The sequence below is a fragment of the Bartonella vinsonii subsp. vinsonii genome (assembly GCF_902825235.1).
Taxonomy (GTDB): domain Bacteria; phylum Pseudomonadota; class Alphaproteobacteria; order Rhizobiales; family Rhizobiaceae; genus Bartonella; species Bartonella vinsonii.
Genome location: NZ_CADEAJ010000002.1, coordinates 1 through 13,273, shown reverse-complemented (window position 1 = coordinate 13,273; position 13,273 = coordinate 1). Strand labels below are relative to the sequence as shown.

8 protein-coding genes, 1 tRNA gene and 1 pseudogene are annotated in these 13,273 nt (G+C 38.0%); 2 read left to right on the top strand and 8 right to left on the bottom strand.

Features of this window, described 5'->3' with window-relative positions; translation table 11 throughout:
- Positions 1 to 73 precede the first annotated feature (73 nt).
- The 3 genes from J7R12_RS02425 to J7R12_RS02415 form a co-directional block, all read right to left on the bottom strand.
- Positions 74 to 352, bottom strand: coding sequence for a hypothetical protein (locus J7R12_RS02425; RefSeq protein WP_126603728.1), 279 nt, complete (start codon positions 350 to 352; stop codon positions 74 to 76).
- Complete coding sequence (locus tag J7R12_RS02420; protein WP_126603729.1) at positions 349 to 1,077, bottom strand: Rha family transcriptional regulator; 729 nt, start codon at positions 1,075 to 1,077, stop codon at positions 349 to 351. The genes J7R12_RS02425 and J7R12_RS02420 overlap by 4 nt, the downstream gene beginning before the upstream one ends.
- Positions 1,078 to 1,348: 271 nt before the next feature.
- Entirely contained in the window at positions 1,349 to 2,506 is a 1,158-nt protein-coding gene (locus tag J7R12_RS02415) for a tyrosine-type recombinase/integrase (protein ID WP_126603730.1), read from the bottom strand.
- An 880-nt stretch (positions 2,507 to 3,386) separates the two neighbouring features.
- Between J7R12_RS02415 and J7R12_RS08900 the strand changes: the two are divergent.
- Positions 3,387 to 3,694, top strand: a pseudogene (locus J7R12_RS08900) (tyrosine-type recombinase/integrase); the annotation flags it as partial.
- A gap of 66 nt (positions 3,695 to 3,760) precedes the next feature.
- Here the strand turns inward: J7R12_RS08900 and J7R12_RS02410 are convergent.
- A tRNA-Ser gene (locus J7R12_RS02410) sits at positions 3,761 to 3,851 on the bottom strand.
- A gap of 304 nt (positions 3,852 to 4,155) precedes the next feature.
- Here J7R12_RS02410 and J7R12_RS02405 point away from each other — a divergent pair.
- On the top strand, positions 4,156 to 5,373 hold the full coding sequence (locus tag J7R12_RS02405) for a porin (RefSeq protein WP_126603731.1): 1,218 nt from the start codon (positions 4,156 to 4,158) through the stop codon (positions 5,371 to 5,373).
- Between the two features lie 952 nt (positions 5,374 to 6,325).
- On the opposite strand, the gene J7R12_RS02400 is transcribed toward J7R12_RS02405, so the two are convergent.
- The 4 genes from J7R12_RS02400 to J7R12_RS02385 form a co-directional block, all read right to left on the bottom strand.
- Entirely contained in the window at positions 6,326 to 7,279 is a 954-nt protein-coding gene (locus J7R12_RS02400; protein ID WP_126603732.1) for an N-acetylmuramoyl-L-alanine amidase, read from the bottom strand.
- A gap of 833 nt (positions 7,280 to 8,112) precedes the next feature.
- Entirely contained in the window at positions 8,113 to 10,281 is a 2,169-nt protein-coding gene (locus tag J7R12_RS02395) for an isocitrate/isopropylmalate dehydrogenase family protein (RefSeq protein ID WP_126603733.1), read from the bottom strand.
- Positions 10,278 to 11,009 (bottom strand): alpha/beta fold hydrolase, encoded by a 732-nt coding sequence (locus tag J7R12_RS02390; protein WP_126603734.1) that lies wholly within the window; start codon positions 11,007 to 11,009, stop codon positions 10,278 to 10,280. Before J7R12_RS02390 ends, J7R12_RS02395 begins: the two co-directional genes overlap by 4 nt.
- Positions 11,010 to 11,296: 287 nt before the next feature.
- Positions 11,297 to 12,493 carry a multidrug effflux MFS transporter gene (locus tag J7R12_RS02385; RefSeq protein WP_126603735.1) on the bottom strand — a complete coding sequence of 399 codons (1,197 nt, stop codon included), beginning with the start codon at positions 12,491 to 12,493 and terminating at the stop codon, positions 11,297 to 11,299.
- Between the last annotated feature and the right edge of the window lie 780 nt (positions 12,494 to 13,273).

Sequence of the window (13,273 nt, the reverse complement as noted above, 5' to 3'; positions counted from 1 at the left end):
AGTGGCTAAGCAAAAACTGAAAGCTTTATCCCCTCCCCGCTTTTGAGACGGGGAGAAGAGTTTCGCTTTTTACTTAAGCAACCTTTTTAATGGGATTCTCCAAATTTGGATTGTAAGTTTTCAACAAGGGCTCCATAATAGAAGGAGGTTTTAAAGATCCAAAATTTGTAATCATTGCTAGAATTCTAAGTGCATTTGGTGATTCATCTTGAAGTTTTAAAATCAAAGCTTTTTCTATTGCATCCATGGTTTCAATGAGAGCATTAAAAGCCTTATCTTCAACATCATCACGATCAGAAAACTGAAACAACGCCATCCACAAATCACATAAGAAGTCTATACTGGTATTCATTGCACACCCCCAAAGATTTGTTCTCTCAAACATGCCAATCCTTTTGGTGTAATTTTAGTTGAGGGTAGCACCTTTTCTGTACCATCAGGTCTTTGAATGGTAATAGCGGGACAATCCATAAATCCTTTTTTGATCTTGTCCTGATAAGGTAACAACGGAGCCCCTGGAGCCCGTCGATACACCCAATCATGTTTTCGCAAATAATCCGTTAAATCCTTAGGTCGTACCTCTAGCATTTTTGCTGCTTCAATAAGACCGAATAAACCATCAGAGCGTTTTAAACCATCAAGTGCTTTTGCTTTTGGTGCTAATTCTGCAATGGTGTTATCCTTCTGCTCGATTTGACTTTGTAGATGATTCAAGAAACCTATCATTGCTTGAGGACTTGAATAGTCAATTTGCGGTATAGCTACTTGTTTTTCCAATTCTTGCCAACGGTCAATGATTTTTGCACGTAAAGCAGTGCTGTAACCAGACACGAGAATTAAACATTCACGCTTGGGTAAGTTATAACAAGGGCGGCTTTCACCTTTGCTGTCAAGGTAATAACCACTAAAATCAACCACCCCAAATTTGGGGGCGTTAAGTTCTTCAAGTATTTTCTTAATATCACGCATGACATGGTCATGTCTTTTCCCACACAACTCAGCAATCTCACGACTAGACATAGTTTGAGTGGTAGCACTATGAGAAGTACTTTCTCTGATTTCTATAAAAGTGTTCATTATGAACTCCTGTGTAATAGACGTTTTTCATTGACACTCAAAAAGAGTGCCGGGTGCTGAAAAACACGGTACACAGTCCGTCGTTACGCTTTCCCCATAAAGAGTATTGTATAGCGCAACTACACCCGACAAATCTATTATACGCATGTAGCATATAATGAGTCAAAGTCTTTAAATGCGGAAAAGAGATTGTTTCGGCAATCCACCCGCTGTGTATTTAAGGCGTTTTTCAGGCACCTGATTCGACAATAGACACATTGATGCCATATTGTCAAGCCTTTCCTGATATAAAAGACGCCCATTGCTCTAAAAGAACACGCCGTTGTTCCAAAAAGTCTGTTCGCATATAAGCTTTCGTCACTGAATTCCCAACTGAATGCGCAAGAACAGATTCTGCAATTTCAAATGGTGTTGACGTTGTCTCTGCTATCCAGTCCCGTAAGCTTGAACGGAAACCATGGGGACGATAAGTCAAACCACAAACTGTCATATACTTTGCCATGGTGGCATCAGAAATGGGGTTGCCTTTAAGACCAGAAAAAAGAAAACCATTCTTTTCAAAGGGGAGAGTTTTTTCAATAACTCTCAAAGCTTCATCACTTAGTGGCACGCGAAAGTCTGAAACTTTCCCTACAATACCTTTCATGTTTTCTTTGGGTATCGTCCATATATTTTTGTCAATTTGTTCAAGGCGCAAATAGCGCAATGGATATGACCGTGCTCCCGTCAAAATCAGTAACTTCAGTGCTAAATTTGAGAGGATATCATCCTGTAACTTTTGATAAAAAGCCGGCACTTCTTGCCATGGCATAGCAGGAATATTTGTTGATGTCGCACGTGGTTTTCCTAAAAGCGCGCGTGCCTTCATACAAGCCTGTAGATCAACATCTAAACCAAGAGCCGCGGCATATTTCAAACAAATATTGATACGGTTAAGTGCCTTTCGCGCTGTATCTGCTTTTTCATGCCAAAGGGGTGCGAGAACATTGCGAATGATATTAGCTGTTAATTTTTCTATAGATAATTTGCCTATGTGTGGAATAACGTGCAACTCGAGTGGAGAAAACCAGCGGCCGTTTTTGCCTTCATTTTTCAACTCTGCTTTCTTGCTTTCAAAAGCCGCTTGCGCAATTTCTTGAAAAATATTGCTTTGCTGTTTCAAAATAGTCTGTTCTCTAAAGACAATAGGATCATTGCCTTCTTTAAGAATATCACTATAATATCTAGCAAGCTCGCGTGCTTCTTTTAAAGAAAGTTTCGTAACAGGACCAAGTCCCATTTCACGACGCTTATTGTGGTGCGTATAGCGAAAAAACCAAGAGCGCGTATTATCTTTTCGGACATTTAACCATAGCCCTGCCCCGTCACAATATTTACCCTGAGGAGAAGTCTTTACGAATGATGCTGATAACCGATGAATCGCTCTCACTTAACGCCCCCTCTCGTCCACCTTTTAGACCACCTTTAATTTTTGATTTGAGATTTTTTCTTTAATTCTTAATTTTTTTATTGGAACATAAAAAACTACAGACATCAATACGCTCTTGCACATATTTATATAATTTGATTCTTGCTAATAAAGCCCGCTCCGCCTCTTTTGGGCACCATGCCCTTTTTTATCCAAAATAACTTATTGATTTTCCATATGTTTTAAAGGTGCGGGGTGCGTAAATAAAGGTTAGAGAAGAGGACCTTCAAACACACTGCTATCAGCTCTTTTACATCACGATCTTTTATGAAGGTATTTGTCTAAGCACTCAAGATGTCTAACATATTTGCATTTTCAAAAAAATAAAATCTTTAAGCCTCTCGCATTACAATCATACAGATTTAAAGCAAACTTGCCTTTGAGAGAGATATACCGTTTTTAAAAATCATCAGAAAAAACGCACCTGAACACGCTGCATTTATCAGCCTAAAGGAAGATTAATGCAAAATCCATGTTTGTACTCCTTTATTTTTGGAATACAATGAAATAGAGCTCTATCATAAAATAGGCATTAGAATATCTCAAATAGCAGTAAAAAGTTCAGACATATTGGTTGGCTTTACCAGATGATGTCATTATAGCTTTGACATCACGCATAAATGAAGCAACACGGACCTCCATCCAGCTTATTTTGTGAGAGCAAATCAAGAAACACTGTAAAATTCTATGGCATATATGTAGCAGTCATAAACCAATGCATAAGACACACAAGGCTTATGGGTAGCAAAAGTTTGTTACGAAAAAACTACACTTTTAAAGTTACAGAGAGACATCCCACAAGATCTAAACCAGATACCCCTCTTGAGATTTCATTTGCGTAGAAAACTTTAAAATTGGTCCTATTGGAGATGAAACATTTATTTGCGGAAAAGCAAAAATAAGCTCGTTAAAGAAAGTTTTGAAAACTTATTTTGTGATGCATGTAATACAGTGGATATAAAAAAACAGCCTATGGATTGAGAAAGTTAGCAGCAACTCGTGCAGGACAATTCTGGTGCTACAGTTTCACAAATGAAAGCGCTTTTGGGCTAGACAGAAGATAAAATGGCATCACTTTATACCAAAACAGCAAATACAACACAGCTAGCAATAGAAGCAATACAAAAGCTTCAAAAAGGTTCGAGGTAGACAAAAAAATAAGTTAAAGGAATCAAAATTCCCGAACTTTTATATAACTATTAATTTTATTGAAAATGGCGGAGAGGAAGAGATTCGAACTCTCGAGAGCCTTTTGAGCCCTACTCCCTTAGCAGGGGAGCGCCTTCGACCACTCGGCCACCTCTCCAACGGAGTGCATAAAGGGTATCAACAGAAAGTTCAAGACATTTTCTATTTTTTTCAAAAATATCTAAGATTTTTCTTGTTTATTGATCCAAGAGGACAAAAAGTTAACAAAACAAAAATTGTGCTTTTTTTACCACATTTCCCTGAATAGTACATGAATATCCTTCAAAAAGGTGATTTCATATTTGTATATTGAAAAAAGATCAGTATAGCTAGAATTCAAGTATCGCGTATTTTTGCCTCTAATAAGTTAAGCAAATAATATTCCTAACGAAGAATAAACGACCTTTCATTGGAGATCCAGTATGAATATTAAATCCCTCTTTTTGAGCTCTACAGCAGCTTGTTTAGCAATTTCTGGAGCACAAGCAGCTCCAAAACCAATTGCAGAACCAGAGCCTGTAGAATATATTCGCGTTTGCGATGCATATGGTAAAGGATATTTCTATATCCCTGGAACAGAGACATGCATGCGTTTGTCAGGAAATGTTCGCGCTGATTTTGTGGGTGGTGATAACGTAGATGCAACAACAGACGCTGAATTAGCTGCAAAAAGAAAAACCTACGGTGCGTCATCACGATTGACCCTTGTTTTCCAAGCTGCTTCTGAAACCGAATTGGGAACACTTCGTTCCTATGCACGTATTTTCTCTAACTGGAACAATGGGAGAGACAATGCTGGTGCAAAACTTGCAGCTGCTTACATTGAACTTGGTGGTTTTCGTGTAGGTCTTGATGATACAATCTTTAACAGTTGGACTGGTGGTTATGGAAACGTTCTGAACGATGACAGTATCGCACCAGCAGGTGTAACACGCACCAATTTTATTTCTTACACCTTTAGTGGTGACACCGGATTTTCTGCTATTATCGGAGCTGAAATAGGCAATGCTGATGATCCTTATACTGATAAGGTAAACTCCGACAATAATACATATTATTACATAGATAAAGATGATAAAATCGTTGATGTTCCTGTAGATGGTCTTCCAAGTAAAAGAATAAAAAAATACACTCCCAATATCGTTTTGGGTATGAAGTTTATGCAAAAATGGGGTGGTTTTTCAACAGTAGCAGCTTACGATGCTTATTACAAAAAATGGGCAGCGAAAGTGCGCATGGATTTCAATGTCAACGATCGTTTGAACCTATGGGTAATGGGTGGCTATAAAAACAGCATCGATTACTATACAAAGGATGAAAACAACGTTCTATCACGACAGAACACAACGATTTATGCAAATTGGGGAGGCAAATGGGCCGCTTGGGCTGGTGCAACTTACAAGCTTACTCCAAAAGCAGATTTGAACGCTCAAGTTTCTTATAGCGCTGTAAAAACTTTTGCAACTTCTGTAAATATTGCCTACACGTTGGTTCCGGGCTTTGTAATTACGCCTGAATTGACTTATGTTTCTTGGAATGATGATCGCACTCTTAAGGGCGCAAATGACGTTGCACATACACATGCCCTGAAAGGAAAAAGTGCTTTACAAGGTATGATTCGCTTCCAGCGCTCATTCTAATCTTCTTAGATGATACTTTTAAAAACTGGCAACGTGTGTTGCCAGTTTTTTTGTTTTTGAAGCTCTCTGTGATGCTCAAAACACCATCTCATAATATTTATTGACTACTACCCTCGCAAAAAGCTGCTTAATATTCCAAGCAAATAAATCAGATAAAGACTGATAAGTACCTTCACAAATCTTGCACATTCAATTCAAAGAACACAGATTTTTATCCAAGGTAATTTGTTATCAAATTGTCTAGATATCCTCAAAAGCAATTAAAAATGAGTGAGATATCTCTTAAACGTGTTAGACAATGAATTGCAGCAATGCTCTCAACAAAAATGGCTAACCTAAAATGCATCACAAGGTTCTGGAGAATTTCAGTAATTTTGGATAAGCAGAAAACATTCCCCCAAGAGCAAAAACAATATACATTAAAAAAACTAAAAACATTCCACTTATATTTAAAGTCCTATGTATGCTTCACTTACTCTTTTATTTCAATTATTGTTAAGCTTTACTTGCACACTACAAGCACAATACACATAATTCGTACTTTTTTTGCATCAGATATTGTGGATATAAATTCATTCTCAAGCATCTCTTCTTCTACACAAGCTCTTGAGTAGCACATTTTCCTGCGCACAATACTCTAATTTTATACGCTCCTTGCCTATCTTGTGTGCATACATTCACACTGCCACTGTATCATTTGTTTTTAAATTCCAAACAATATTTCTTAAAGCCAATTTTACAGGTAAGTAATGCGTAAAGAATTGAGAAAGCAGATTTTTTTAGCTCATCCCTCAAAACCGCATCACTTTTTTCTTGTTTCATTCATTCTTTTGCAAGATCATTTTATTGCCGAAACAATCACAATTTCTCTCTTTCACAAGAGCTTAATCGGCAGAAAGCCAAAAAACTCCGTTAAGAAAACCTATATTGCAATAACTCCCTCTCTTTAAAATTAAGATAAACTGGATAATTCCGATGGGAAATACTTATCTACCAAAGCATAGAGAATTGCTGCAGTTTCAACATCCAGAATTCCATCATAATTCTCTTGACGAAAATGAAGCTGAAAAGCTCGGATCAAATTTTTATATCCAATTTCGCTACATGCGATAGAAATGTCGTACCCATAACATTTCAACTGAGCCAAAACATCTTCTTTGGATGGCAAACTCTTACAAAACTGCTCCTGATAGTGATGCTTTTGTTCATCATCATACCATGCCCCTATCCCTGCCGTATAAAGTTCTTTCCACGGGAAAGCAGCCCCTGGATCAATTTTTCTTCCAATGGCAATATCACTGTGTCCAACAACATCGGTTGGCGTAATATCTGGATATCGTTGAAGAATATTCAACGCAAGCTCCTTAACTGCATCAATTTGCGTTGGATTATAAGGAGGAAATATCAACCCCTCATTCTGACAAGTAAAAAAATGATCGTTCTCAAGAGGCAAAACTGTACTGCTCACATGCCTGTTTTCAGTCCATGAACCAACCTGTAATTCATTTTCATCTTTAGGAACTGGATTTAAAACGCGCCCATCCTTTAAAGATGTTTCAACATAGGTCTTGTCTGAAGAAACAGAAGGACCAGTTGCTAAATTAACTATTTCAATTCCAATAGATGTATCATTTAAATTACTATGCCCAGCCCATGAACTGACACCTGCATGCCATGCACGCTCATTTTCATCCACCAGATTAAAGATACGCATATCCCTAAATCCTGCCTCAAGATACGTCTGCTCTGAAGGATCAGGAACAAGATAGTGTGCACTAACCTTTTCCCCTGTAAGAGCCATAACCGACTCTTTAAAATTCAGTGAAGTATAATGCATTACAAGAAAACGAACACGACGATTAAAGCTCTTAACAGAACGATAACTGTTGTAATCAATCTGATACATAGAAATCCTTCCTTTTTTCATTCACAAGTACCACCGCACATTATAAGAGACAGTATACAAAACGAGTGCTGAGCAACTTTTGAAAATTTTTTATATTCAAACACTCAAATACTAAGAATAATACTTTAAAAATTCACTCAGTAAAAAAGCTCTTACTTAACAATGAATGATGCATTTTCAAACATGCCTGAAAATTGCCCATCAAGAAACCAAGAAGAACATAGCAAAACCGCTGAAAGAATATTCCTTTGTATCTCGCACACAAAACAATTCTTTTTATGCACTTGAGTAACAGTGAGAGACCACCACTCATAAGAAGCAATGCCTACCCATTATGCTCGATCATAACAGTCTTGGAAAATACTGTTATTTTATGGCAATTTATTGTCAGAAAAATGAACAATATTTTGCTATCCTCTGAAAAGATATTTTTCATCTCTCAAACAATATGTGTCGAGATTTTTTCCCTGAACTAAAAACAAACGCCATGAAGCATTGCAATTTTATCATGCAATAATAATTCTCCCCATACGCATATAGGCATGTGATTTTTAGCCTAAACTGTATAAATATTTGTTGCAAAAAAGTAAGATAGAATTGCTAGCATCAACAATATCCCAAACAAAATCTGAATAATAATATCCGTATTGTTCTGCCAAACTGTTCAGAATAAAATATTTTCTATTTATTCAACCCCATTTTGCTATTATCTAAGATCAAAGAAAACAAGTTAGTCAATACAACCGATCTCAAACATCAAAACAACACTGTCTTAACTTTAAGTAAAAGCAAAGATTGAGTTAGTGCTTTCACACCCCCACAGAATATCAGTTTTAATCTTCTACTTTCAAATATCTTTTTAAAACCGACCAAGCTGCATATTCCGGTAAAACCACCCCCAACAGCGGTCGCGTATAGGGAAAAGTAATATGATCATCACCATACCCGTCAATTCGTACAGTCATTGTAGCATGTCCAAGGCTTTCTTTTTGGTTTTCTAAGACCTCCAAAGAAGGTGATAAACTAACCTCAACCTCAAGCTGCGGAATCATCTTTGCGCTTTTTTCTATGGGGTGAAAATATTTTAAAAGCATGGGATCATTTGCCGACCAATGAACTTCTGCATGCATCGCTAATTGTTGGCGAGCAGTGGTAATTTCTGCACCAACCAAATATGGACGAAAATGATTTTCAAATTCTTCGATTAAATGCTGTGCCAAAGGCGCTGATGAATGACCAACCAGTTGCACAAGAACATAAGGACTTTTCCATAAAAAATGCCGTTCAAATGGTTCATTGGCGAAATGACCATCAACCCAATGCGCAATTGTACTTTCATCAACTCCAATCAAAGTCCACGCATATTGAGCGCGTGATACAGCAGGATACTTCTTCTCACCGTGTTCTAAATAATGTTCTAAAAGTGAAAGAGCCTGCGTGGGAGGACCAGGCAAAACCACAAGAGAACTCCCACTACAGGAGAGGGTAAAACCAGGTGCTGTCCCAGTAGGGTTATCAAGGACTTTTGCCGTCTCAGGAAATAATGCTTGACGCGCATTATTGCTATCCGGCGCAATTCCTAATCGTTGCAATTGACCTTTTATCGTTTGCCAAACCGCTTCATGATGAACCAAAGGCTTTTGCACAGCTTGAGCAATCGCATCACGCGTTTTATCGTCAGATGTTGGTCCTAATCCCCCACTGATAATAATGAGATCTTCTTGTCCAAGACACGCAATCACCGTCTCACTTATTTGCTGTAATTGATCGGCGCAAACAAAATGACGTGTCACTTGAATATTTCTCTTGTTCAAGCTTTGACTCAAATCCTGCAAATTCGTATTCAGATATTGTCCTGAAAGAAGTTCATCACCAACCGTAATAATGGCCGCTCGACAAACAGAGATAGGATTTACAAGAGAATGAAGAACAGCTTCAGCCATTTGACGCGTGGTGGCTAAACCTCCCAAATCATAAGTTACAGTTTTCCCAGCGCGAATAACCTGATCAACACTCTCAGACAGTTGTTGTGCTGCATCCTGAAAACCTAAATGTTCCAAGAGTAAGGCTGTCGTATAAAGCATGGCAGAAGGATTAGCTTTATTCTGCCCAGCAATACGTGGTGCACTGCCATGAACAGGCTCAAAATAGGCAATCTTGCTTCCCACATTTGCACTTGGTGCCAATCCCAATCCACCCATGACTCCAGCACCAAGATCAGAGAGAATATCACCAAACATATTTTCAGCAACAATCACACCAAACTGCTCTGGTTTTGTGACAATCCATAAAGCAACCGCATCAACATTGTGAATATCTGCTTCAATTTCGGAATAATTTTGAGCAACTTTCTCAAAAATTTCTTGAGCAAATTGACCACTTTCTCTCATGACATTTGGCTTATCAACAAAAGTAACCCGCTTAAAACCGTGTCTCTGTGCATAAGAAAAAGCATATTCAAACAACCGCTCTAAACCAAAACGTGTCTGCAACCGCACTGTCCATGCGGCCTCTTCAAGACCATATTTTGTCAAATTGGGATGCTTTAACCATGTCGCTGTTTCAGGAGAGACACCGCAAAAATCAAGCCCCGCATAGAGACCTTCGCTATTTTCCCTGATAACACAAAAATGAAAAGGTCTTTTTGAACCAACAATATATCTTACAGGTCGTATATTCGCAAACAAGCCTAACTTTTGGCGAAGCTGAACAACAGGAGAAACGTAGGGAAGTTGCCTCTCCCTTAAATGTGGTGCAAGCTTCTTTAAAGCAGCTTCTTTCCCTGAACAAGTCACAGCACCAAGCAAAACAGCATCACTTTCCGTTATTTTTTGCCAAGTCGCTTGAGGAACAGGATCCCCTTCCTGTTTCCAACATTCCCAACCAATAGCGCCATAGGATAATTCAATCGGTAACTGAAATTGCTCTAAAACCATCAGTGCTGTATCACAAACTTCTGGCCCTACCCCATCACCAGGTAATACAAGAACTTTCTTTTTCATAATCTCTCTATCCATTCATCAAGGATTGCATTTGTCATAGCAGGATTATCATCCCATAAACGCGTCCCCGCATCAGAAACAATTTTATATTCATGATTCACACAATGACTTCGTGTTTGATTATCTACGGTTGCAAGTTGCGATTTTTCACCGACCAAAGCTAAAAACTTTCCGGTGTACTTGATAATCTCATTTCGAGCATCCATTCCCAACAAGAACTCAAATCCTTTTGTCATACGCTCAATGGCCATGCTTTTTTGCGCTTCGGGAATTTCCCATAAGGCTCTTTTCTTCATCACTCCACGAGGATGCATAAAAGCATTCAGTGCTTCTAGAGCTCCTGATAAATCTTTATTTTTCAAGAAATTGAGAATATACCCAACGCGCCGTTGCAAAAGCATATCTGGATAGCCTGGTGCATTCACGGCTAACACAGCTCGAATATTTGGAAGTCGCGCAGCCAATATCTGTACTAACATTCCAGCCATAGAAAAACCGACAAGAATTGAAGGCTCCCTAAAATATATTTCAAGTTTCTCTATCATAAAAGGTAAAATGCCCAAGGCAGAGTTATTACCAAAACTAGAATGAGTGGGGAAAAGGGATAGGGTATCGAGTAAAGTAATTTGGAATCCTTTTGCTAAACATCGCTTTGTAAATGAAGAACAAAAAACGCCATGATCCCAAATTGGCATCACAGGAGAAAGAATGACAACACGAAGGCTCATTATTTATTTCCACCCCACTTTATTTCAAAATACAGATTGTAGCAGCAATATCCCCACTGAGGATAGCTATGAAAACCTAAAAATATAGATCTCTATCATGCATAAACTTCCCCCCGTAAAACTGCTAAGAATAATCAATTGTACCAAAATTAAGTTAAGCTACGGCAGATTTTAGATACCTTCAATGCAACCAGCTTAATAAGAATTAATTTTCAACTAAGGTTACTTACATTCAAGAAAAATAATACCAAAACATTTACGCATGATGCCCCCTCTTGCTATTCTACTCAGTCCATTTCCGAAGTCATAAAATGATGGGCTTTTCGAATATAAATTATAAACCCTAGCAGACAACAGAGAGCCAACAAAGTTGCCACAGCCCGTGGACTATGTGCAGATATCTTTCCGATAACCGCCGCACTCAACGCCGCACTCCCTAATTGTAAAGCGCCCATAACACCAGAAGCTGCCCCAGCTGCTTGAGGATGCGAAGAAATAGCCAATGCTGTTCCTAACGGCAATAAAAAACCATTAGCAAAGGTAAGAACAGCGATAGCCGCAAAACTCGTCACAAGTGGCCATGGGCTTACATACATTTGCAGAGCAAAGAGCCCTCCCCCTATAACAAAAATAATATACCCACGCCATACCGTTCTCTCCATAGATTCTCGCTTAAAAAGCCACCGTGCTGTGAGATTACCTATAATATAGGGGAGAGAAACACCAATATAGCTATATCCAATATATTTCAGTGGCAAACCCAAAGTGGTGAGTAAAAAAGGCGACTCTACAATGTAAGCAAAATAGGTTGCATAAGAAAAGCACGGAAGGAGCGCATAAAAAATAAATTGTTTGTTTCTGAGAACGCCTAAACTACCCTTCATAAATCCTATAAAAGAAAAACGATGCCGCTTTTGAGAAGGCAACGTTTCCGTTAGAATAAAACAGCAGAGCAAAATGGTTAAGAATATAAAAAAGCTTAAAAAGATAAAAGTAGCTTGCCAATTAAAAGCTTGTAATAAGAGCCCTCCCACTAACGGCGCAAGTGCTGGTGACATCCCAATAAAGGGGAACACAATTAAATAAAGTTTTCCCGCTGCTTTTTTATCCAACAAATCATTGATAATAGCACGGCTTAAAACAATCCCCGCACAAGCTCCAAGACCTTGTAAAAAACGTAAAGCAAGAAAAGCGTGAATATTAACCGTATAAATCACACTGATCGTGGTGAATAGCCATAAAAACAAGCCAAATAGTAGTGTTTTTTTACGTCCAAAATTGTCACTCAGTGGACCATAAATGAGCTGTCCAAGAGCTAATGCAAACAGAAAAATCGCTACAGCACTCTGTATCTGAGATTCACTCACTTGGTAGTATTGGCGCATTTCACCAAGTGCAGGAAGAAAAATATCTGTAGAAATCAGACCGCCTGTTGATAAAAAGACGATAAGTATAATAAATGGCAATGTATATTTATGACTCATTTGAAAAGTACACTTTACAAGTTGTAAAAAATTTATTTATCTTAATATTACTATTTTATAAATACAGTTTTATTTTATACTTATAAACAGGTAATATATAGATGATTTATATAAAAGATTTGCTTTTTTAATAAAATTTATATTTTGTCATCTTGTTGATAACAAAAAATCTTATAATTTATAACCACAAGCTCAACGCGATATAGGAATACACTGCACCCCCCACCTTTCACCCTTTAATGAACTTTCAATTGCTCTAAATACCCACTTCAAAACTCTGTAAAAAAAATCAAAACAATGGCTACAGAATTTTGCTTTTCATTCCCAGATGTAACTGACTAAGTGTAACCTTTATAAGATTTTCTCCAAGAAGTAAAAATATATTATTTCCGAAAATAAGCACTAAGATCATTTCATAAAATAGCCCCCCAATTCCCCCTTCACTTCTTTCCTTCAGAACATTCGTCTCGCAAAAAAAGCAAATGCTCCATCAACAGCTCTCTAAAGCTGAATTTTGCAAGAAGAGCTTGCACCATAAGGGTCCCATCATAAAAATCCCTGATATCCCCCCAAAAAACTGATCATTCCTTTCTGTTATTCAGATTTTCTCCTCCATTTTGAGTACATCATTCGCACTGATTTGTCTCTTTGGGAACATAACCTGTCAAGAAGCATTTTATCTTCAGCATCATTCAAGGAGATAAAAACATGGAAACCCGCATTCCTGAAGACACACCATTCGATACCCATTTTCTAGGAGAAACATCTCTAGAAACAGAA